The sequence below is a fragment of the Candidatus Flexifilum breve genome (assembly GCF_016713355.1).
The window spans coordinates 162,725-184,272 of the sequence record NZ_JADJPI010000019.1 but is presented as its reverse complement, the minus strand read 5'-3'; the positions used below and the strand labels follow the sequence as shown (position 1 = coordinate 184,272).

The window sequence follows — 21,548 nt, the reverse complement described above, 5'->3', positions numbered from 1 at the left end:
AACCTCACAATTACGAGTTAGGACGTTTGACGGCCACGCCGTCGCGCAGGTCGTAGACGGCATCCACACGCGTCGCCAGCGCCGGATCATGCGAGACGATCAGAAAGGTCGTGCCGTGTGCCGCCGCCAGTGACCGGAACAGATTGAGAATGCGGCGGGCGGTCTGGGTGTCGAGTCCGCTGGTCGGTTCGTCGGCAAGGATGAGCGGCGGTTGAGCGGCCAGCGCCCGCGCAATGGCGATGCGTTGTCGTTGGCCGCCGGAAAGTTCCGCGGGCAGATGATCCGCCCACGCGCTCAAGCCAACCGCTTCCAATCCGTGTGCCGTTCGCCGCCGCCGCTCACCGTAGCCGAGACCACGCAGCCGCAGCAGCAAATCGATGTTTTCCGCCGCCGTGTAGGTGGGCATAAGCGTGTAATTCTGGAAAATGAAGCCGATCTGCTGGCGGCGAAACTGGATGCGGCGGCGTTCGCCCAACCGGGTAATGTCCACGCCCTTGATCGTGATGCTGCCCGCCGTCGGCATATCCAGCGCGCCGATCAAATTGAGCAGCGTGGTTTTGCCCGAACCCGACGCGCCAAACAAGGCGATCAGCTCACCCGGCTGCACGGTGAGGTCAACGCCGCGCAGGACCTGCGTCGCCCCGTAATGCCTGGTCACACCGCTGACGATCACGCTCATGCTGACCGTCCCCGACGCAGCAGGGAGAAGCGGCGTTTGGGTGGTGGCGCGTCCGCGGGGAGGGCGTCGTCGTCGCTGGGAGCCGCTTCGGGACGCAGCAGCACGCCATCGGGGCGAATTTCGAGCGCGATGCGCGCGGCGCTGCTCAGATAATCGCGCGCGGTCTCTGGCAGGCGAACGCGCCCGCCGTCGTCCAGCAAGGGGGTATCGTCGTCAGTCACATCCTGCCCTAGGGCGCCATCGCGCAGCGTCAGCACGCGGTCGGCATGCTCGGCAATTTCTAGATCATGTGTCACCATGAGCACGGTCAGACCATGCTGACGGCGTAGTTCCGCCATGAGCGCCATGATTTGCGCCGATGTGCTGCGATCCAGCGCGCCCGTCGGCTCATCGGCGAGCAGCAGCGGCGGCTGATTCGCCAGCGCGACGGCCAGCGCGACCCGCTGCGCCTGCCCGCCGGAAAGTTCGCCGGGACGTTTGTGTTGGTGCTCACTTAAGCCAATCTGATCGAGCAGTGTCCGCGCTCGCCGATCCCGTTCACGGGGCGACACCCCGGCCAGCAGCAGTGGCAGGGTGACATTGTGCAGGGCCGTCCGCTGACCGAGCAGATTCTTGGTCACCCGCTGCCAGATGAACCCGACGCGGCGCAGTCGATAATCGGCCAACTGACGGCGGGTGAGCCCCAGCAGATTCAGCCCATCGACGCTCACCGCGCCCGCCGTCGGTGTGTCGAGCGCGCCGATTAAATTGAGCAGCGAGCTTTTGCCCGCGCCGCTCGGCCCGACGATCGCGACCATTTCCCCGCGCCGCATCTCGAAATCGATGCCGCGCAAGGCGACGAGCTCGTGCCCGCCCACGCGATAGACTTTGACGACCCGCCGACAGGTGATCATGTGCCCACCACCACATCGCCCTCGTTCACACCGCTGAGAATTTCGACGCGCTCGTCGGTCTGCAAACCGATCTGGATGTCTGCGCGGCGCTGACCTTCCGGCGTTTGCAGTACGACGAAGATGCGATTCTGGAACGTGCGAATCGCGGTCGGCGGCAGCCACAGGACATTCGTCTGCGTCTCCAGCGGCATAGCGATCTGGATGATCTGACCGGACGGGACATCGGGCAGGGTCGCCGCCACGCGCACCGTCTGATCGGCGTCGTTGGGCGTGAGCGGCACGCGCCGCACAATGCACTGCACAGCGGTTTCCGGCTGATTCAGCACGTTGCACACCCCCACCAGCCCGACCCCCATCTTCTGCGCATCGGTGTATGTGACATTCGCAATCGCTTCGAGCGGCTGTAGGCGACCAACCGTGATCGCAAGTTCGTAGGCACTCGCCTGATCGCCCGGCTGAATGGCAATTTCCAGTACCACCCCATCAATCGGCGCATACAGGGACGACCGGGCGATATCCGCCTGAATTTGGTCGACGCGGAGCTGCGCGGTTTGCAGCGCCTGCGCATCTTCCGACGAACTCGCGCCGGCCCGGGCCCGCTCCAGCTTGATCTCGGCATCGCGTACTGCATTTTCGGCCTGTTCCAACTGCACCTGATAGTTCGCCCACGCCTGCCCGGCGGAACCGACACTGATCTGCGCGCTGCGCACCCCTCCCTGCGCGAGAGATCAGCGCCTGATAGGCCGAATCAACCGCGGTCGCCGGGCTGTCGGGTCGGCTGATCGCGTCGTCATAAGCGCGTTGGGCTTGTTCAAGCTGGCGCTGAGCGGTTTCCACTCCCAGCCGCGCGGTCTGACCCTGCTGCCACGGGCTGTTGTTGCGCGTCGATTCCAGCGAGAGATTTGCATTCGCCAGCGCCAACTCTGCGTCAACGATGCTGTTCACACTGCCGGATTCATCGGCGGCCTCGGCTTGTGCCGCGTCCAACGCTAGCTGCGCGCTGGCCAGCGACTCTTCCAGATCGGTGATGTCGAGATCGGCCAGAAGCTGCCCGGCGGTCACCGTATCACCACGCCGCACGAGCACCCGCCGTACCGTGCCGCCGGTCTCGAAGCCGAGCGCATTCTGATCCCGCGGGAGCCAGCGACCTTGAAATTCGTACAGATCAGTGACATCACCGCGCTGCACCACATAGGTCGTCGGAGCCAGCGCGGGCGGCGTCGGGATCGGCGTGGAGGTCGGCGGGAGGTTCTGCGCCGCCGAGTCGGCGCCGGGTTGTCCGGTACACGCGGCGAGCAGCGAGCCAAATAACAGCACGACGAACGTTCTACGCGTATAGGTCATCGGCTTAATCTCCTAGTTTGATGACGGCACTCAGGCTCGCCCGGCTCAGCGTCAGTGTGGTGGTGAGGATGACGAGCAGCAGGCCACCGCTGAACACCGCATGGACCAGCGTGATCTCACCCCAGGCCACGCGGACGAAATACGGCGGCAGCCCACCGCTGAAATCGAGAATGGGCAGGTACAGCAGCGTGGTCGCCACGCCGATCAGCGTGCCCCGCCGACCGCGCCGAAGGCCGCCAGCCCCTGCACCGTAAAAATGTAGGCGGAGGCCGCCGCCCGTCCGAAACCCATCGCGCGCAGCATGCCCAACTGGGTGGCTTGCGCCCGAAACGTCGCCGCGTTTTGAATGACTGCGCCGATCAAGGTGAGCCCGACCGCCGCGAGGAAGCCCACCGAGAGGAAGCCGAGCACACCCCGGCGCAGGGGCGCGAGCAGCGCGGTTTGCAGTTCACGTTCGGGATCACGCCAGTCGAGAATCGGATAGCCGAGCGCGGCGGCTTGTTCGCGAACAGCGTCCCGGTCGGCGTCCGCCGCGACCGCCAGCCAGTACTCGTAGGGGAGTTCGCTGCCCACCGTCTCGAACACCACATCTAAACTCATCAGCCCGAAGAACGTGGTGGTCGCTGTGGGGTCGAGTGTCGGGAAGTAATCGACGAGGCCGATAATGGGGACGGTGATCTCCGCCCAGGTGTTGAGCGCGTTGATCTGCACGGTCAGCGCGCCGCCGACCGCCAAATTGTGGGCATGAGCGAAGGCGGCGCTGAGAATGATCCCGGTGCGCTGGACCGCCAGTTGGTTGAATAGGTCCGCCAACGGAACCGCGCTGAAATCCGCCCGGTAGCGCGTGACCGCCGCCATGGAGGCGCGATCAATGCCCAACACAGTCCCTTGCGGACGCTCGTTCGGCAAAGCGATCTGCGCGGTATAGCGCCCGACGCGCGACACCGCCGCAACGCCGGGGATGGTGGCGAGATCATCGGCAGGCAGCACGTTGAAGCCCTGCACATCCACACCCGTTTGCTGACCGGAGCTGTTGCGTTCGGCTTCGGTTTCGGCGTCGGTCGGCGGCACGAGCACCACATCCGCCCCAACCTGGTAATCGATGGAGTCGCGCAGGCTGGCATCGAGGGTGCTCGCCAGTGAGGCCGTGAAGCCCGTCAGACTGAGCGTGAAGCCCATCATCAGCAGGGTGCCGCGATAGCGATCCAGCGACCGGGTCAGTTCGCGCAGCGCCATGAGCAGACTCAGGCTGCGCGTCAACGTGAGCAGGCGCGCCCCCAGCCCAAGCAGAAACGGATAGACGCGCAGAAACAGCAGCGTGAGCGCCAGCGAAAACAGTGTCGGCGCGCCCAACGTGAGCGGATCGCTGAACGGATCGGCCACCGCCGCGGTCAGCCCGCCCGAGCGCGTCAGCGTGACGAGGATGTAGACCGCCGGGATGAACAGCAGCACGTCGAGGTAGGCGCGCTGCCACCACGCGCGTCCCGCGCGCACCGGGGACGAATGGACGATGCCGTAGCGGGTCGACCGCCACGAGAACCACAAGCCGCCGCCCGCCGCGCAGAGCGCGGTCGCCGCGCCGACGAGCAGAGTCTGCGCGGTAAAGGCCACCGGGAGCCGCGCGCCCGCGTTATCGAAACGCAGAAACGACGACGTCTGCCCGACCACCTGCACCACCGCCGGGCTCATCACCAGCGCGAGCCCGAGCGCCGCGCCCGCCAATATCAGCCAGGCCACGGCGTGGATGAACAGCACGACGCGGCGGCTCATCCCGCGCGGCCAGCACCGCATCCTCATCCGCCTGCCGGCCGACGAGCAGCCCGGCAACCAGCATCACGAAGTACAGCGTCAAGCCGCCAACGGGTAGACTGGTGATCGCCAGTTGCGCCGTCAGTCGCTCAACCTCGGCGTTGAAGGCGCGCAGCCCCGCGACCGGCGACACATCCGACCGGACGCCGGGAATCTGGTTACTGGCGTCGCGTTCGGTCGTCTCGATGCGGTTGAGCAGCGCGGACACGTCGCCCGTTTTCACGCCGCCGCCGTCAAAGATCACGCCCCAATCGGCCTCTTCAACGGGCGTGGGCAGCGCACTCGTCGCGCGCCAGAAATCGTCCCGCGCGACGAGCAGCGCCGTTTCGAAGAAGCGCGGCGGCAGCAGCCACGCCGGGTCATTCGGGTCGACCGGGCGCCACGTCGCCAGTGAGCCCAACGTCAAGCCGCCGAGATTGTAGCCTTCTGAGTTCACCGTCCACACGCCCGCGCCGATATATTCGGTGAGCTGAGCGGTCGGCAGCGCGATGTTCGCCGTGAAGTCGCGCTGCATGTAGGTGCTGGCCGCCTCAAACTGGCTCTGACTGATGTTCCCATTCCACACGCCCAGGTAGCGATAGCGGAAGTTGAACGGCGGTTCCCCGAGCCGGGACGCCAGCAAGCCCGTGTTGACCGCATCGACATACAGGATCAGGCTGACGGCCAGCGTCACCGCCGCCAACAGCCCGACCAGCGTCCAAAAAGCGAGGCCGCGGTGCTGCCACAGCCGTTCGACCGCCAACCGCAGCAGGTCGAAGGGGTAAGTCACGCTGCGGCGGGCACTGAGTCCGGTCACTGGCTCGCTCAGGCTCGGCGTCTCCGTGGATTGAGCTAAACGCATGTGGTAATTCCTCAATCTGACCGGGCAGACGCGCTGCACATCACTGACTTACACCGGTTGCTGAGCCAAACATCGACCCCATCTCGGGATCGACCGCGCTCGCGCAGGTTTGCAGATCAGCTTGGTAATCCATAGGATTAGCGGCATCATACGGCGGCAGCGCAGCCGTGCAGGCCTGGAATGCCTCAACCTTGACCTGCGCTTCCGTGAGCGCATCCAGCAGATCGGCATCGTGCAGCACATAGTCGTCAAAGGCGGCGTCGAGCCAGCGGCGCGTGATGAAATCACCCATCAGCGACAGCTCACCCGTGAACGGCGAGGGGATGGTCACCGTATTCGGGTCTTGTAGGAGCGCATCGAACTGGGTGTAGAAGTCGAGGGCGCTCGGCCCCACGCTGGCCAACAGGGCTGGGTTGCTGAACTGCGAACGCAGCGCGGGCATGCTGCCAAATAGTTCCGGATGTTGGGCGAGAAACCCGAACAAACGATAGCAGGCGTCCGGGTTCTGGCTGGTCGCGCTGATGTAGCCCGTGCCGATCTCGTAAGCTACCGCGCGGTAGGTTCCGGTCGGGTAGGTGGTCATGCGATACGGATTCGCGCCCATCTGAATATCACCACCCACCAGCATGAGACCCGCACCGCTGGCTTCGGCGTAGATCGGATCCGGGTTCTCGCCGTCGCCAAGCATGATCATGAAACCATTGCCCGCCAGTTCCTGATAGGCGATCAGCCCGGCCTTCGCCATGTCGAGCACGGTGCGGATGGCCTCCACGGTCGCCGGATCAGTGAAGTTGAAGACGGGCGGCGTCGTCCGGTAATCGATGGGCAGGCCGCCGTACGCGGCGATCAACATGAGCAGACTGGAGTCGCCAAAACCGCGATCCGTGAATGGCTTCTGATCGGCGGGGATCACGGCGTCCAAGGCGCGTAAGGCATCGGCAAACGCGCTGATCGTCCAGCCTGTGCGCGGTTCGGCAATACCTGCCTGCGCCAGCAGATCGGCATGGTAGTTGAGCAGCGTCGGGCTGATGCTGAAGGGATACGCCCACGTGCGGTTATCCCGTTGGAGCAAGGCGAGTGTGTTCCCGGCGACATCGGCGGGCGAAAACGTGGGGTCGGCGCTCAAAAACGGGTCGAGCGCGAGGATCTTGGTGAGATCGGCGGCGGGCACGGCATTGTAGTTCACATAGAAGCAGTCGTTCTGCTCGGCGTAATCGCTCAGAACGCCGTAGTCCGACGTGAGCGTCACCTTGCCGACCTGCGGATCAAGCGCGGCAAATTCGCGCAGCAGACGTTCCCAGTCGCCAACTTGCGCGGCGAACCCGGCGCTGAACGTGAGCTCAATCTCGCCGGGAGCAAGCACGACTTCGGGGATCGGCGTGGCGACAATCAGCGGGGTGGCACCCCGCAGCGCGCTCGCAGTCTGCAGGTTCGCCGCGGCTTTCACTTCCGCGTCACTGAGAGCGGTCACCGCGTCTGTCCCTTCGGTGACCGCATTGATTGCGGCATCCAGGTAATCCGCATAGCGCAGCTCCGCGCCTGAGAGCGCCTGACCGAGCAGCGCGTCGATCTGTGCGGCGATTTGCGGGTCGACGAACGCGCTCACCGCGAGCACAAGACCGCTCTCATCCGGCGCGGCCGGGGCGGCGGGCACTGGCGGATTCACACGCGCCGACCGGTAGCCGACGAGCGCCGACTGAAAGGTCGCATTTTCGGTGAGGAACTTGGCCAGTTGATAGGCTTCGGTCGGGTGGGCGGTGCCGCCGCTCACGGCAACCCCAGTCGTGGTGATGCCGAGGCTGCCACCGGGCAGCGCTGCCGCCACTCGGCTGGGCGTATCTGGGTTAAGCGGATCCGGCCCCAGCGCAAAGCTCCCCCCGATCATCATGGGAATGGAGCTATCGACCAGATTCTGCGTGGTGAAGGTGCTGACGACGCCTTCGTCCACCAATTCCGCCCAGCCTTCCAGCAGCGCTGCCAGTTCGGGCGTGTTCAAGCGCGGGTTGCCCGCTTCGTCGTTCAGGCTTTGGCGATAAAGTGAGCGCAGCAGGGCGGCATCACTGCCATTCGTGACCAGACCGGGGATGCTCACCGCGCCGCTGCTGTCGTATTGCGTGAGCGTGCGTGCGGCGTGCGCCACGTCCTCCAGCGTCCAGCTCTCATCCGGGTAGGCCAGCCCCGCTTGATCGAACAGCGCCGGATCGTACGTCAGCAGGAGCGGCTCGATTTTGGCGGGGAGCGCCCATAAGCCGTTGTCCCAGCGGAAAGACTCCCACGCCGCGGGAATGAAATCGGCGGGGTTGAGCGCCGCATCTGACGCAGCGAGCGGGGTGAGATCGAGGAAATAGCCCGCGCGGGTGCCTTCAGGTGATAGGCTCTCACCGTCGACCAGCGCGACATCGGCGGCAGCGGCGAGCGCCTCTGCTCCCTGCAGATGCTCGTCGATATTCTGCGCCGCCGCCGTGTAGTAGAAGCTCGTGTAGGGAAGGTAGACGGGCTGCACCCGGATGCCGGGGTTTTGCGCTTCAAATTCCGCCAGCGCGTCATCGACCGGCAGGTTGCGCATAAAGTCGGTCAGCGCGAGCGTGATCGTCGTCGTGCCGCTTTGCGCCGCCGCGGGCACGACCGCCGGAGCGGTGACGGCCAACGCCAAGATCAAGATGAGCCAAAGAGTTTTCCAACGCATGAGCAAGTGCCTCCTCTATACCATAGGTACAGCATGCCGGAGGCGGATTTCGTCGGCGTTGCGACGCGATTACGGTGTCGTAATCAGAATTTGAGGTTAGGGACTCAGCACCGGGGAGGTGACGAGACGATAGCCGACCCCCGGCACGGTGAGGAATCAGCGCGGGGTTCGCCTGGTCAATCTCGACCTGTTCGCTCAGACGGCGGATGTGCACATTCACCGCGCGTTCGCTGTCCATGTCCGCATCCAAACCCCACACCGCGTCGATGATCTGCCCGCGGCTGAGCGCCTGATTCGCATGCTGCGCCAGAAAGACCAGCAGCCGAAATTCCGTCGGGGTGAGCGCGAGAAACTGCGTTCCGCGCCAGACCTGCCCCCGTCCACGGTCAATCACCAGATCGGAGACATACAGCAAATCAGCTTCGGCGTTGGAAAATTCGCCGTAGGCGCGGCGCAGCTGTGCCCGCACCCGCGATAGCAGTTCGCGCAGGCTGTAGGGCTTGGTGACGTAATCGTCCGCGCCCATCTCCAGACCGAGCACTTTATCGAGTTCGTCGCGTTCCACGGTGAGCATGAGAATCGGCTGGCGTAAGCCGGAGGCGCGAAGCTGACGACAGAAGTCGAAGCCTGAACCATCGGGCAGCCGCACGTCCAGAATGATCAGATGTGGCAGGCTTTCGCGGGCGAACGCCACCCCGTCCAGCCCGTGATCTTTCCAGGTGACCATGTAGCCCTCGCGTTCCAGCCCGTCACGGAGCGAGCGCGCGACGGCAGGATCATCTTCAATGAGGAGGATATGCGCGTTCTTCATGCTCAGGCCGCCGGAAGCTGGACGACGAACCGAGTCGCGCCGGGCGCGCTATCCACGCTGATACCGCCATGATGCGCATCAACAATGGCGCGGATGATGGCTAAACCGAGACCGCTGCCCGGATACGTGTTGGCGTTGCGCGCCCGGTGGAAACGGCTGAACAAGCCTGGCAGATCGTCGGCGGGAATGCCGATGCCCGTATCATTCACGGTGATGGTGATGCAGTGATCTTTGCGGGCGGCGCTGACCACCACCGTGCCGCCTTCCGGCGTGAACTTGATTGCGTTGTCGAGCAGATTGCCGACCGCACGCCGCAATTGCAAATCATCGCCGCGCACGGTGAGCGCGCCTTCCGGAACGTTCAGCGCGAGTTCACCCCCGCCTGTTCCGCGCGGGAGGCGTAGGTTTCGCTCAGCTCGCGCACGAGCTGCGCCAGATCGACGGGCTGGAAAGGTGTACTCCGCGTTTTCGCTTCAAGGCGAGAGAGATCGAGCAGATTATTGGTCAGGACTTCCAACCGATGCACTTGCGCGTGTGCCCGGCGAATATAAGCAGTTTGTTGAACGGGGTTGGTCTCCGTCGCCGCGAGTTCGAGATCGGCGCGCAGCGCGGTGAGCGGGGTATGCAGTTCGTGCGCTGCGTCGGCGACAAAGCGCCGCAGCGCTGTCACGGTCGCTTCGACCTGCGCGGCCATCTCATTGAAGGTGGTCGCTAATGCGCCAAGCTCGCCCCGCGCTTTGGAGTCTACGCGGGTATGCAGTTGGCCCTGCGCCATATGGCCCGCGCCCGCGGTCAGCGCGAGCACCGGGTCGGTGATTTGCCGACTGGCCAGCCAACCGATGAGCGCGGCGATGACCAGAGCGAGGCCGCCTGCATACACCAGCGCCGTCGCCACACTTTCGATGATATGCGCCCCAAATCCTGCTCCTTCCGAGAGTTCCACGTACCCATTCAGCGTGCCATCGTCGGTTTGAATGGGCAGCCGCACCATCTGGTCAGAGGTCACGCCGGGTGTGACTTCACCCGCGAGATCAAAGCCATAGGGCGTGCTGGACACGGCGAAGGTAATGACATCCTGATGACCGATACTCACGTCACTCTGAACCAGACTTAACGCCCGGAAGGGCACCATGGTATCGACTGGCACGGCCTCAGTGTACCTCCATGTCGATCAGAGGGCATCACGTCGCCGGACGGGGCGGCCTCGACAATGATCTGACCGATGCCTCCGGCGACATAGGTCCCGTCGAAAGGGGCAGGGTTGGCGAGCATGGTTTCGGTTGTACCAAGGGAAAGGAGTGTTGGCGGCGATCCGCTGTCGGTGACCACGTTCCCGGCGGTGTCCAGAATGCGCACCCGCGCCTGCATGAGAAACGACAGGCTGCGCATTTGTTCGGCAATCTCAGTGCTCGAACGGTTGGTGCTGCGCAGGAGCTGGACCGTCTCGCTGATCACCACCGCATTATCTTCCAGATGTAGGCGTTCCCGATTAGCATAGTAGCCCCGCAGCGTCGCCAGCAGCGCCGCGCCGAGGATGAGCGTCGCGATGAACGCAATGCCGACGTAAGTGAGTGGCAGTCGCCAGCGAATGGATTGTGGTAACACCGTCATTCTCGCCTCAAATTGATGTTCCCCTCATCATAGCAGATCCCGGCATTACAGACGTTTACGACCTGATTACGGAGTCGTAACCTCAACGGTTGACCGAAAGTGTGTGATGTTTTTGGCTGACTGCGACAGGCGTTAGCTGAGGTGATTGTTTTGCCACCAAAACTCTTGGCATAATCTTGTGGTCACAAGACGCATGCTTTTGGAGGAGACCGTGAGTCTGACATTTGCCAATTTCAAGCAGGTCATTCCTTCGCAAATTCTCACCCGTGGACGTGAGTATCTGCGCCAAGGTCAAATCCTTGATTTGTCGTTCGACGAGGAAGAACTCATTTGGGAAGCGCAGGTGGAAGGCACCGATCTCTATGATGTGCGGATCGAGTTAGTCGTCAACGGCAGCTTGAATACTTCGTGTACCCGCCCTATGATCTGGGTGAACAGTGCAAGCATGTTGCTGCTGTGCTTTACGCTATCGAAGACGCTTTCCCCGATCAACTGGGAACGAGACCGCGCAAGAAACCCGCAAAACGGCAGACGCGTCACGACAAGCTGCGTCAGCGCCTCGAAAAGACCTCCCGCGAGCAGCTGATTTCGATTCTGCTGGAATTAACACAAAGTGATCGAGAACTTCTCAACCAACTGCTCATTCACTTGGATGCAGGTGATTCCAAACCGATGGATTATCGGCGCGTTGTCAAAGATGCCCTGCGCGCCGGACGGGGTCTGTGGCTGCGCAAGGCGGGCACGAACGAGAGAATCTGTTGACCTATTGTTTGGAACGCGCTCGGAGGAAAGAGTTTCATAACTGGGACTGGGGATGGGATTTACTAGCGATTGCTGAGAAGTTAGTCAGTACCCCGCCACAACGCATTTTGTTTACGTCTGCGTTGGATGGCTCTGCAAGCTGAAATTTCGAAACCCAGCGACGGCGGGTTCATCAGCGACTACGGTTTTAGAACAGGTCGCGCTGTTCAGACTGGCGCTGATTGATCGATTTGACGGGCCGGAAGCTGCGCGCAAATTCCTGTTTGCCCATGTCCACCTTGACCGAAGTCCGCATGGAGTTAATTGACAGGTGTATCAAAGCAGGTGAACTAGAAGAGGCCATGCGTCGGATCCAGACGGGAATTGCGTCGAGCAATCAACGCCACGTATGGGGATTGACCAACCAATATCAAGCGCTGCGGGTGAAGCTGCTTCAGCAGACAGGTGACAAGACAGGGTGATTGAGGGCGCGCGCGCCTGTGGTTGACCGCGGCGCTGAGGAAGATTTTGAACTACTGCACTCGATGGTGCCATCAGCTGAATGGTTGGCGTTTGTCGAAGAACTGGTTAAGGCTACTCGCCGACCGGAGCAGCTGGCCTGGCTATACGCACGCGAAAATCGCTGGGATGATCTCTTGACGCTGGTCAAGACGGATCGTCAAGGGGATTGGTTGATCGATCCGTATCGCGCCCAGCTTGAGTCGCGTTTCCCGGCTGAAGTCGCCGAACTCTATGAGAAAATTGTCGGCGAAATTCTGGTAAGCGCCACTGGACGTGGAGGTTACAAGCAGGCCGTTGCCTATCTGCGTCAGATGAAGCAAATTGGACAAGCAGCGCGGGCCGAGGCGCTTGCAGGGCGGATTCGCGCCCAATATGCCAATCGCCCCGCGCTGCTGGATGAACTAAGCAAGCTGCGCTGACGGTCTGCGCTCTGGATCGGTAGCTGCCGAATGTTGCCTTTTGCTGCCTCTTAGGCGCAAACTGTTGCTGACGACAAATGCCGCGAAATTGGATGCACCATCGTAGTGGCTTAAGGCATCTAAAAATCATTGAGTTGCGCCTCCGATGCGCCATTATAATGTGCTGATTTGCATAAGAAGCGGTCTGAATATTCCTGTTTGGAAGAATAGCCGTCGCCAAACAAACAAACTACCGAACAGGAATGAAGAGAGTGTCGCATAAACGACGTCCATATTCCAGCGATGTGAGTGATAGGCAGTGGAAACGAATGGTCTGGTTGTGCCCGAAACGCCAGGGGCGGGGACGCCCAATGGAGCTCGACCTGCGGCAAGTGTTTAATGCCACCCTGTATGTTCTGGTGACGGGCTGTCAGTGGCGAAATCTGCCGACCGACTTTCCGCACCCGAAAAGTGTGTACTATCACATTCGCAAGTGGTGTCGAGATGGAACTTGGCAGCGGATCAATCGAGCGGCGGTCTGGCGCGAACGGCGCCGCGTGAAGCGGTTCGCCCGTCCTGGTGCCGGGGGTGCTGGACAGCCAGAGTGTCAAAACAACAGGACGGGGAGCAGAACGTGGGTAAGATAGCCACAAAAAAGTCAAAGGGCGGAAATGCCACATCTTGACCAACACGTTGGGCAATGTGCTGGAAGTGGTGGTGTTGGCGGCAAATCGGCTCGACCGTGAGGGGGCTATGGCCGTGCTGACGAAAGGTGAGCCGCTGATGGCCAAATGCCTGCTGAAGCTGTGGGTAGACCAGGGCTACCGGAGCGAAGACTTGGGTCAATGGTTGCTGGACGAATGGAACAGTGACCTCGAAATCGTAGTGGCTCAGCCTGACCAAGTCGGTTTTGCGGTTCAACCCCATCGCTGGGTAGTCGAACGCGCCTCGCTTGGTTAGGGCGTTGTCGGCGCTTGAGGGAGGATTAAGAGACATATCCCGTCAGCAGCGAGGGGATGATCTATCTCGCTTCGCTTTTCACCTTGCTCAAACGCTTTTATACCTAATTTTCAGACCGCTTCTATGACTATATAACCTTGTGAATCTCACATTTGCTATTTCAAACAAGTGATCCCCTGTAAGTCCAACGAACAAGATGCGCCATTATAGATTTGATATGCTTAGTTGCAAAGATAGGTTACGACAGTGAAATTAATGGACATGAACCAAAAACGAGAGAGTAAGTACGTTCTCTTTGCCCCGCCTTGCGTATGCTGTCGCCCAAGCGAGTGTGCCACGTTATGCCCATCCCAAAAGACCACAGCGGTTCAGCCAACCGCAAATCGTCGTTTGCCTAGTGTTGACCCACTGAACCTCAGCTACCGCAGTACCGAGGATTGGTTGCTGGCGAGTGCTGAAATGCGGGATACATTAGAACTGTCTGAAGAGCCCGACCACACGACCATTTCCCTCATGCTCAAACGGTTGACACTTGCCCGCCTCGAAACCATGCTGACGCAAATCCTCAACCAACTTGTGGGAAAACAGGATGTGGTTGCTCTCGACGCTACCGGGTTTCGTTTCACCCAAGCCAGTGCCTTCTACACCACCCGCAGTGGACAACAATACCGCGCCTGGGTGAAAGGCGTATATTCCAGTGGGCATCGCGTCTCAGATGATCTTGGCCGGAGCCCGCGCTCATCACATCGTGCATGACAGCCGCTTTCGCTCCCCTCAAATGTCGGATGGCACGGTAGGCCAGCAGAAAACGGCAAACGCGACTGGCTCGTCTTGGCGGATGTGGGCTTCGATACGGCCGCCTTGACCGACCGATCCGCCGCGGTGGCAAGCTGGTTAACCCAGAGCGCAAGGCTCGAGCGGATCTGGTGGCTCAGGCGCGTTTGGATGGCTTATTTGTCCAGCGGTAGACGGGTGAAACGCTCCATTCGGTGATCAAACGCTTATTTGATGATGTAATCCGCTCTCGCGCGTGGCGGCTTCAACAGCGCGAACCACTGCTCAAGGCTCTTGTTTACAGCCTGCATTGTTAAGTGCTAGCTAATTCTCAATTCATCTCTGCAACCGAGCATATTTCATAGTGTTTCATTAGTATGTTATTATAAAATTGATTATTTCCGTACATCAGATACCTCTGAAAAGCGTATACCTATCTCATCCCGTCGATTACTTTGTCGAAAGAGTGGATGCCTAAAACACAAACTGATCTGGCTTGAAACAAACTCAGTCCGACGGTAAAGTAGACGATGGACACACGTCGGCGGTAAAGGAACGGCATTTGGAGGAGACGATATAAGATGAAAATGCCTCCGATAGCGCCTGCCAACACCGACAAGTCCGTTAGATGAAGTGGTGAAATAGTAGATCGCGATCGCAACTGCTGCGATGGAGGAATCACACTGTACAGGGCGGTAATGCGGTTGCTTCCCTGATTGTCGCGGTGGTCATTCCCGGCGACGAAAGTGGCGTGCGCGAGCGCCTGTGCCACTGAGCAAGACCACAGTGAAGCGTGATCCACCATTCGCCAAAACGCTGGTGGAGGTCGATGCCGAGCATGATGCCCGGAAAGAGTCCGACCACAAAACCGATGGTTGCTTCGGCGGCGCGTTCAGCTTTGAGTTCGAGCTCAAACTCCTGCTGTTCCTGCGCCCGTTTCTGCTCGGCTTGACGCGCGCGCAGCATACCCGTGAGCTGCCCCATGACCTCACGAAACGCTATCGCCGAGCGCGCATTGGCTTCTTTCTGCGCCTCCTGCTGCTCGTGGGTCAGCACCTCGTCGGGAATATTGTTCAGGTCGATTTCGGTGCTGCTGTTCGATACGGAAGGCTGAAGGCGGGGCGGTTTGCTGTGATCGACGAGTGCTGTCGTCACATTGCAGAACGCGCACTCATAACCGATTCGATTCCCAACCAATCACGGTGTGTGCGGTCTTACACGTCGGGTTAGGGCAGATGACGATCTGATCGCCTTCCTTCAACTTACGCCGCGTAAAGGGGCAGCGCGCGCCGACTGAGGGTGAGTTCGGACCGAGCAGGTAGATGGGCAGCGATGGGGTGCCCGCTTCGACCAGCAGTCGCTTGTACAACTCCTGCTTCTCCGGCGTTTTGAGCGCCGCTAGTCGTGCTTTATCCAGCGCCTTGTTACAGGTATCGCGATCATTCTGGTCGATCACGTACCTGCCGAGCATAAACCATGCCGTCACGTTCTCGTCATCGACTTGGAGGGCTTGCTTGAAGTAGTTGCTCGCTTCTGCCAATCGACCCGCTTTGACCGCTGCTGTGCCTTTCGCGGTGAGCATTTCAACGATGGAATTTGTCATGTTTGCTCTCTTTCTTCCGATGTCCCAAGCGTTTCTTTCCCTTCACCGGCAGGTCTTCTGGATCGGCATACATGTTCGGGTACATAGGTAGTGATCCGAAGCCGTTGACCACTTGCTCGACAGTCGTCAAATCCGCACTGTACGTCAGAAATTCCCGACGCCAACGCGCTTGCCGGGTTGCGGAGAAAAATCCCATAATGCCGTTGGATGGGATCAATGACCACTGCCAACTGCCAGAGGTGCGTAAAGAACTGATTATGAATGCCGAGATCCATCCCCGAAAGAAAGACGCCAAAGCCGGGATGCGAGTGATACCAGCCCCAACATGCGGAGCGTCGGGAACTCGGATAGGTAGCGATTCATCAACTTCCGCCACGCTTCGCCAGTGAAAGTCAGTGATACTGGCGTCTGAATCACGTCGCCCTCTGCCTCATTGATCGCTTCGATGACTCGTTCTAGCCGCACCAGCAGACGTCGATCTTCGCGGCAGATGTACACCTGCCCCAAACAGAGTCCGCCCGCCTCCAACTCTGGAAACTGGGTGGTGTGGGTAACGGAATCCACAAATGCCTCGCGGGCAATATGCAAGCGCGGATAGTCTGGGCGAAAGTCGGGACAAGATCGCGCGGGTCGGTGACATCTGCCAGTTCCACTTCCTTAGGCTCTGATAGAGGGCTTCAGTCCCGCTTACCCTCTGGACAGTTATTTGCTTCATGGCGTTCATCCTAATGGACTTGTGTTCGCTCCCGACGAATCATTTTCCCAAAATGGTGATGTCGATCCCCGATGAAGCAGTTGTCGGCGCTGGGTTGTGCGTTTTCACCCGTTTACTCGGGTTCAGAATATCGCGGTCGTCGACGGGCAAGAACCGCTTATTTTCCGTTCTGAGCGCCCATTCCATCGCTTCCGGATTGAAGCCTCTCAGGCGGTGGCATAATTGCGATATTGGATCATCTCGCCGATCTTCTGCAGTAGGTCGGCAAGTGAAATCGCCGGTCCCCATTCGCCGATGCATACGGGGTGTCCGCTCGGATGAATGTTGGGGTTGAAGATGGGCGTAAGCCAATGGAGAAAGGGTTTGTCAGCGGGGTAGGTCGCCCCCAAGGTCAATTCCAACTGATGTTCTTCGCGCAAGACCGGCTGTTTTGCGAAATTTAGGTGATCTATCCCCTTGCACGTATACCGCACCCGGTAGTATTCCGGCGGATCGCCGCGCACGGCGATCAGGCTGAACAACCCGCCTAGCTCGTGCATTTCGACCACTTCTTCGTAGTCCGCCTCCAAGCGCATGATCCGTGCTTGGGGGGAGAGCATTCCCGCCGTGATTTCCGGGAACAGGCGAAGGGTCGCGCCGTCCTGAACATTGGCGGATTCCAGCGTCAAATCTTCCGCGATCCGCTCATATTCCGTGCCCTCGCGGCGGACATCAAGGTGATAGACGATGGGCTGCCCGTTCTGTTCGGTCGCTAGCCCCAAAGAGCTGACCAGTGCCGGAACCAGCCGTGTGACCGAGACATTGTTGGGGATCGCCACGTTCGTCTTGATGCCCCGCACATGATCCTCGACTGCGACATGTATCTTACTGTTTTCCATGAGTTAATTTCCTTCTCGATAACCCTGATTGACTTTAAGCGAATTGGCGCTTATCGCTCGATGACACTCGCCGCGACCGCGACAAAAAAGCGGGTCTTGCAGCAGTCGGTTCACCGGTATCTTCTCCCTGACGGCGATTGAGAGAATGCGCTGCGCGAGTTTGCGGCGCTCGGTCGGTGGCTGGCGACCACCGAAAAATTCGTCGATGCGCTCTTCCAACTGGTTAAGGATCGAGTCCACCACCGGATTGACGGCGCTGCGAAGGGCGAAGGCGAAACGCTTTTGCCGCCGCTTCTGCGCCGATGCTTTCGCTGAGCTCGTCAACCTGATGAACACGAACAGCAGCACCAACAGACAGATGACCAGCAAAAGATTGTCCTGTATCAACGTCAGCATATTTAGTCGTCTCCTGCTAACTGACCTCCGTGACTATTCAGCCTTCTTTTCGAGGCAGCAGCGTCTGCAACAACTCCTCCAGCCCCGCCTTGTAATTCTGAAAATCTATTCCCTGATAGCGGTGGACGCGCAGGGGCAGTTTCTTTAAGTCTTTCAGCCTCAAAATGGGGATGACGACCTTGTCGTTGTTGACCGCCACTCCTATCTCATCCTGTACATTGCGCGACGCACACGAGTCTTCGGTGGCGATGAATAGAAAACAGGTTTATGCTTCAATGCCCCGCTTGATGGCATCGTCCCACGTTTCCCCCCGCTTGATATTCTCCTTATCACGCCACGTCCGCAGTCCGTTTTGTTTCAAATCGTTTACCAATCGCACGGCAAAATCCTCGTCGTTGTGCGAGTAGCTGATGAAACAGTTTGGTGGGAGGAGAGTTTCTTGCCGCGAATCTCGCTCGCTCTCTGACGGCTGTACATCGATGATGATCGGGTCTTCTTTCCTTCTCCTTGGGTTTTGTCTCGATGACAATGGGGGGCGTGTCTGCCGGCATGTATTCGATCTCCGCGTAGTGTGTTTCCGCGCCAGCTTCATCCGGCTCATCGCTCCATGTGGCAATGCCTTTCACCGGAGTCAGTTGCAGTGCCATGCCGCTTTTCAGCCCCGCCTCGGCGAGCGTCTTGGACAGGAGATGCTCCGCATCGCGGGGGGGAGTGGGCACGTAGTAGACGGGATCGCCGTTCAGTGTGGTCGGCAGCTTCCATACCTTGTCCAAGCCGATGAGGAGGTCTACGAGCGTGGCATTCAGCGAGGAGAGCACGGTGAGTTTCTTGCGCTTATCGGGCGCGAGCACCCTAAAGACCGCCATATCGGACTCGCTGGAGAACACGATACCTTTGGGGACGCTGGTCAGCAGCAAGCGCACGATGGGCAGCGGTTCGAGATCGGCGATGGTCTTGAGATTGCAGTCAATCGCCTGTTTGGTGTCGCGATAAGACAGCGTATAGCCAATCGGGTCGCGGTCCTTGGTTTTAAGCGGCAGTTTCCAATGATCGATGAGCAGTTCGACAAGACTGCACAGCCGCATATCCGCCTCGGCGGCGACGACGAGGGCGAATTGGTTGGGATTGCGCTCGTTATTGTGCGCTGGTTTGATCGGTATTCCCGGCATCATTTTCCCTCATTCGAAGTCGAAGACGTGCGACACATCGCCCGTAAGTTCTAAGCCAAGAAAGCGCCGATTTTTGCGCGCGGTGAGGATCGCCAGCGGTGGAACGCCGAGCGCCGCCAGCGTCCAGTGGGCATGTTCCTCGGAACCCCTGAAACTGCTGATCACCTGCGGTTCGCGGATAGTGCCGCACACTGGGCAGAGCGCCTGCTTCTCGACCACACCGTACAGCGGGATATTTTGCGCGTCTGTGCTCTCGCATGTGGGACAGTTGAAGGCGATCAGGAAGTCGTAGCCGAGGAACAACTGCACATCGTCGCCGAGCTGCGTACGCGCAGCTTCGAGTAGATCGGCGGGGGTGGTTTGATCGGCGCGGGCTTCGGATAGTTCGATGATCGCTTCCAACGCGGTGTTATGGCTCAGGCAGCCTTTGCGAACCGCCAGCTACTCTGATAGTTCTCGTTAGTCAGCCCGTTGACGACGATGTTTGTTCCCGGCTGCACCGCCATGTGATGCAGCAGCTTGAGGGCTTCCTGTGTCTGGAGCGCGCCCACGATTGATGCGGCGGTGGGGGTAGTCGGCACCTTGCCTTGGGCTATATTCTCCCGCGCGAGCATTGAACATGAGCGGCGCATTTCGATGATCTGGAAATCACGCTCGGTCAACATGCATTCATAGCACGCACCCTCGCCGGGCACAAAGACGCGCGCAATGCCCATCAAGCTCTCAATCGCGCCGTCAATCCACGGATGGTTGATCTGGTAGCACATGCGATTGATGCTTAAGCGCGCTTCGCGGTTATCCAGACAGCCGATCACGACATCGGCATGGCGAAAAACCCCTGCGCCCAGATCGTGATTGACATCGGCGTGGAGGGCTTTGACCTGCACATCGGGGTTGAGTTCTTTGACGGCGCGCGCGGCAACCTCGGCTTTGCGCTGCCCGGCATCTGCCTGACGGAACAGCGGTGAACGGCTCAGATTGCCGATTTCGATAGTGTCAAAATCGACGATCAGAAAGCGCCCAATGCCCATCAGCGCCAGATTCTTCAGCACCTCATTGCCGAGCGCCCCCGCGCCAATGACGAGCGCCGTCGCCTCCCGCAGACGTTTTTGTTCCCACCACGAGGGATGAAACCGAAGGCGCTGTAACGGTCATGGACCGTATCCGGCACATCGATGATGATATCTTCGCCGTCAGTCTCCATAGAGATAGTACCCTTGTGTCTGGGCGATATGTCCGTTCTTACAGCCAAAGAATACGTCCGCGCGGAGTTTGACATCGAGGACGAGGTCGACGTCCCACATTTCCGGGAAGAAATTGCGATGTAGAAAAACATCTGCCTGAGAGAAGAAGGTGCGGTAATCCGCCTCATACTGACGCGGCATATCCACTACCGGCAGCAGCACCGCCTGACTGATCAGATGGGTGTGATACCAGCCAACGGGAAACTTATCTGGGAACTCGGCATCGATTTTGTCGAGCACCTGACGCCACGCCTGATAATTGAAGTCCAAGCGCACGTAAGTCCCCTTGGCTTTGTCCGTCGGCACGACTTCGGCGATCTCGACGAACATGCGCCCGTTTTTCGTGTCACGGCACACGTTGCCGAGCATGAATCCGCCGACTTCTTCGGTGACTTCCTTGCTCAACACCGCCGATTTGTGCGCTTCTGCCATTGCCCCGCGCCGGAAGAAGATCGGCATATCATCCTGCGCGATCAGTCCGCACATTTGTAGATTGGGGTAAGCGTCCATGCTCTTTTCGATGGGCTTGATCAGGTCCTCAACGTCGATCACTTCGATCTTAATGTCCTCGCTGTCCGCGCCCGCTGGCGGGGAGTCGGGTAAGGGCGTGATTTCGATGGGCGGGGCGTCGCTTTCGACCAGCGAGTTAGACGTAGTCTGCAACATATCCGCCGAGTCGCCGGAGGCGGGCGGGGCATTCTGCGCTTTGAGCATGATCGTCGGCACATCTGCCGATTTCACCTGCGCTCGGTCCAGCAGCGGGTTGATCAACATGGCGTCTCCAGTTCTTGCTGCCAGCGAGAAGTCGAAGCGCTCTCCCGCTTTGAGGACGCCAGAATCCATGAGTGCCTGTGACACCTCTAGCAGGGCGCTGTTCATCCACGCATCGTCGAGCGGCAGATCGAAGCTGTAGCCGAAACCGCGATCCGCTGAGTGCAGCATCAGCGTGATATAAGTGATGTCCTCCACAGCCGTCTGCTGCTCCGTTTCGAACTGGATCGACAGATAGCCCTTTTGATCGCCATCCGAGCGGATGTCCGACCCCTTCAAAATCTGCGGCTTGTCGAAGTTGGGATTTGAGTCTGGCGCGCGGTGATGAGCGCCCGGTACTTTTCACCTTGATAGAACAAACCGCGCTGCAGCAGCGCCGATACCAGATATTGAACTGGCAGATCAAAACTCAGGGGCGGCAGGTCAGTGACGAAAAATGGTTCGCCCGTCGGACGTTTGAGCGTTAACGTGAAATATTTCATGAGGTTATCTGGTTTCCTTTCCAGCGGTCATCTCCGGAAGGATGGAGCACCGCGCCCTCGGCGATACCTGCATCCGACAGCGTTTGTTGTTCGGAGAGCCGCTGTGCTTCCCCTCCGACTCCGTCGGTCGTCAGGCAATACTGCTGCGTTCCACCGCCCTGCCGTGCTGCCGGCAAGCCCAGATTTTGCACCAATGCCGGATGAGACGGGAGATCGGCACG

27 protein-coding genes and 1 pseudogene are annotated in these 21,548 nt (G+C 59.9%); 5 read left to right on the top strand and 23 right to left on the bottom strand.

Going from position 1 to position 21,548, the window contains the following annotated elements; translation table 11 throughout:
• Window positions 1-10 precede the first annotated feature (10 nt).
• From IPK17_RS17955 to IPK17_RS17905, 11 genes are all read right to left on the bottom strand, one after another.
• Window positions 11-679: an ABC transporter ATP-binding protein gene (locus IPK17_RS17955; RefSeq protein WP_343419061.1), complete on the bottom strand. Its 669-nt coding sequence runs from the start codon at window positions 677-679 to the stop codon at window positions 11-13.
• A complete protein-coding gene (locus IPK17_RS17950; protein WP_343419060.1) occupies window positions 676-1,572 on the bottom strand; it encodes an ABC transporter ATP-binding protein in 897 nt (298 codons plus the stop codon). The genes IPK17_RS17955 and IPK17_RS17950 overlap by 4 nt, the downstream gene beginning before the upstream one ends.
• Window positions 1,569-2,051, bottom strand: a complete 483-nt coding sequence (locus IPK17_RS17945; protein WP_343419059.1) for an efflux RND transporter periplasmic adaptor subunit — start codon at window positions 2,049-2,051, stop codon at window positions 1,569-1,571. The genes IPK17_RS17950 and IPK17_RS17945 overlap by 4 nt, the downstream gene beginning before the upstream one ends.
• A gap of 4 nt (window positions 2,052-2,055) precedes the next feature.
• Window positions 2,056-2,916 carry an efflux RND transporter periplasmic adaptor subunit gene (locus IPK17_RS17940; protein WP_343419058.1) on the bottom strand — a complete coding sequence of 287 codons (861 nt, stop codon included), beginning with the start codon at window positions 2,914-2,916 and terminating at the stop codon, window positions 2,056-2,058.
• 4 nt (window positions 2,917-2,920) lie between these two features.
• Window positions 2,921-3,115: a hypothetical protein gene (locus tag IPK17_RS17935; RefSeq protein WP_343419057.1), complete on the bottom strand. Its 195-nt coding sequence runs from the start codon at window positions 3,113-3,115 to the stop codon at window positions 2,921-2,923.
• A gap of 5 nt (window positions 3,116-3,120) precedes the next feature.
• Window positions 3,121-4,707: a hypothetical protein gene (locus tag IPK17_RS17930; protein ID WP_343419056.1), complete on the bottom strand. Its 1,587-nt coding sequence runs from the start codon at window positions 4,705-4,707 to the stop codon at window positions 3,121-3,123.
• Window positions 4,708-5,606: 899 nt separating this feature from the next.
• Window positions 5,607-8,132, bottom strand: a complete 2,526-nt coding sequence (locus IPK17_RS17925) for an ABC transporter substrate-binding protein (RefSeq protein ID WP_343419120.1) — start codon at window positions 8,130-8,132, stop codon at window positions 5,607-5,609.
• Window positions 8,110-9,063: a response regulator transcription factor gene (locus IPK17_RS17920; RefSeq protein WP_343419055.1), complete on the bottom strand. Its 954-nt coding sequence runs from the start codon at window positions 9,061-9,063 to the stop codon at window positions 8,110-8,112. The genes IPK17_RS17925 and IPK17_RS17920 overlap by 23 nt, the downstream gene beginning before the upstream one ends.
• A gap of 2 nt (window positions 9,064-9,065) precedes the next feature.
• Window positions 9,066-9,401, bottom strand: coding sequence for a sensor histidine kinase (locus IPK17_RS17915; protein ID WP_343419054.1), 336 nt, complete (start codon window positions 9,399-9,401; stop codon window positions 9,066-9,068).
• Between the two features lie 23 nt (window positions 9,402-9,424).
• Window positions 9,425-10,210, bottom strand: coding sequence for a histidine kinase dimerization/phospho-acceptor domain-containing protein (locus IPK17_RS17910; RefSeq protein WP_343419053.1), 786 nt, complete (start codon window positions 10,208-10,210; stop codon window positions 9,425-9,427).
• A complete protein-coding gene (locus IPK17_RS17905; protein WP_343419052.1) occupies window positions 10,174-10,674 on the bottom strand; it encodes a hypothetical protein in 501 nt (166 codons plus the stop codon). Before IPK17_RS17905 ends, IPK17_RS17910 begins: the two co-directional genes overlap by 37 nt.
• 211 nt (window positions 10,675-10,885) lie before the next feature.
• On the opposite strand from IPK17_RS17905, the gene IPK17_RS17900 reads away from it, so the two are divergent.
• From IPK17_RS17900 to IPK17_RS17885, 5 genes and pseudogenes are all read left to right on the top strand, one after another.
• Window positions 10,886-11,260 (top strand): SWIM zinc finger family protein, encoded by a 375-nt coding sequence (locus IPK17_RS17900; RefSeq protein WP_343419051.1) that lies wholly within the window; start codon window positions 10,886-10,888, stop codon window positions 11,258-11,260.
• A gap of 655 nt (window positions 11,261-11,915) precedes the next feature.
• Entirely contained in the window at window positions 11,916-12,356 is a 441-nt protein-coding gene (locus IPK17_RS17895; RefSeq protein ID WP_343419050.1) for a hypothetical protein, read from the top strand.
• A 242-nt stretch (window positions 12,357-12,598) separates the two neighbouring features.
• The gene (locus tag IPK17_RS41085) at window positions 12,599-12,982 is read left to right on the top strand and encodes a transposase (protein ID WP_502748912.1); all 384 of its coding nucleotides are present in this window, start codon (window positions 12,599-12,601) and stop codon (window positions 12,980-12,982) included.
• A 10-nt stretch (window positions 12,983-12,992) separates the two neighbouring features.
• Window positions 12,993-13,295, top strand: a pseudogene (locus IPK17_RS41080) (transposase); the annotation flags it as partial.
• A gap of 441 nt (window positions 13,296-13,736) precedes the next feature.
• Complete coding sequence (locus IPK17_RS17885; protein WP_343419049.1) at window positions 13,737-14,051, top strand: hypothetical protein; 315 nt, start codon at window positions 13,737-13,739, stop codon at window positions 14,049-14,051.
• A gap of 696 nt (window positions 14,052-14,747) precedes the next feature.
• Here IPK17_RS17885 and IPK17_RS17880 read toward each other — a convergent pair.
• From IPK17_RS17880 to IPK17_RS17830, 12 genes are all read right to left on the bottom strand, one after another.
• Window positions 14,748-15,224: a hypothetical protein gene (locus tag IPK17_RS17880; RefSeq protein WP_343419048.1), complete on the bottom strand. Its 477-nt coding sequence runs from the start codon at window positions 15,222-15,224 to the stop codon at window positions 14,748-14,750.
• A gap of 16 nt (window positions 15,225-15,240) precedes the next feature.
• Window positions 15,241-15,672 (bottom strand): tetratricopeptide repeat protein, encoded by a 432-nt coding sequence (locus IPK17_RS17875; protein WP_343419047.1) that lies wholly within the window; start codon window positions 15,670-15,672, stop codon window positions 15,241-15,243.
• On the bottom strand, window positions 15,669-16,031 hold the full coding sequence (locus tag IPK17_RS17870; protein WP_350341641.1) for a hypothetical protein: 363 nt from the start codon (window positions 16,029-16,031) through the stop codon (window positions 15,669-15,671). Before IPK17_RS17870 ends, IPK17_RS17875 begins: the two co-directional genes overlap by 4 nt.
• Before the next feature lie 562 nt (window positions 16,032-16,593).
• Complete coding sequence (locus tag IPK17_RS17865) at window positions 16,594-17,265, bottom strand: EsaB/YukD family protein (RefSeq protein WP_343419045.1); 672 nt, start codon at window positions 17,263-17,265, stop codon at window positions 16,594-16,596.
• A 3-nt stretch (window positions 17,266-17,268) separates the two neighbouring features.
• The gene (locus IPK17_RS17860) at window positions 17,269-17,661 is read right to left on the bottom strand and encodes a hypothetical protein (RefSeq protein ID WP_343419044.1); all 393 of its coding nucleotides are present in this window, start codon (window positions 17,659-17,661) and stop codon (window positions 17,269-17,271) included.
• A 37-nt stretch (window positions 17,662-17,698) separates the two neighbouring features.
• A complete protein-coding gene (locus tag IPK17_RS17855) occupies window positions 17,699-17,860 on the bottom strand; it encodes a hypothetical protein (protein ID WP_343419043.1) in 162 nt (53 codons plus the stop codon).
• Between the two features lie 66 nt (window positions 17,861-17,926).
• Window positions 17,927-18,040: a toll/interleukin-1 receptor domain-containing protein gene (locus IPK17_RS40615; protein ID WP_350341638.1), complete on the bottom strand. Its 114-nt coding sequence runs from the start codon at window positions 18,038-18,040 to the stop codon at window positions 17,927-17,929.
• Complete coding sequence (locus tag IPK17_RS17850; protein WP_343419042.1) at window positions 17,991-18,833, bottom strand: hypothetical protein; 843 nt, start codon at window positions 18,831-18,833, stop codon at window positions 17,991-17,993. The genes IPK17_RS40615 and IPK17_RS17850 overlap by 50 nt, the downstream gene beginning before the upstream one ends.
• Before the next feature lie 6 nt (window positions 18,834-18,839).
• Window positions 18,840-19,232 carry a hypothetical protein gene (locus tag IPK17_RS17845; protein ID WP_343419041.1) on the bottom strand — a complete coding sequence of 131 codons (393 nt, stop codon included), beginning with the start codon at window positions 19,230-19,232 and terminating at the stop codon, window positions 18,840-18,842.
• 14 nt (window positions 19,233-19,246) lie between these two features.
• Window positions 19,247-19,933, bottom strand: coding sequence for a HesA/MoeB/ThiF family protein (locus IPK17_RS17840; RefSeq protein ID WP_343419119.1), 687 nt, complete (start codon window positions 19,931-19,933; stop codon window positions 19,247-19,249).
• A gap of 90 nt (window positions 19,934-20,023) precedes the next feature.
• Window positions 20,024-21,124 carry an MPN domain-containing protein gene (locus IPK17_RS17835; protein WP_343419040.1) on the bottom strand — a complete coding sequence of 367 codons (1,101 nt, stop codon included), beginning with the start codon at window positions 21,122-21,124 and terminating at the stop codon, window positions 20,024-20,026.
• The gene (locus IPK17_RS17830; RefSeq protein WP_343419039.1) at window positions 21,121-21,327 is read right to left on the bottom strand and encodes a hypothetical protein; all 207 of its coding nucleotides are present in this window, start codon (window positions 21,325-21,327) and stop codon (window positions 21,121-21,123) included. The genes IPK17_RS17835 and IPK17_RS17830 overlap by 4 nt, the downstream gene beginning before the upstream one ends.
• Window positions 21,328-21,548 lie beyond the last annotated feature (221 nt).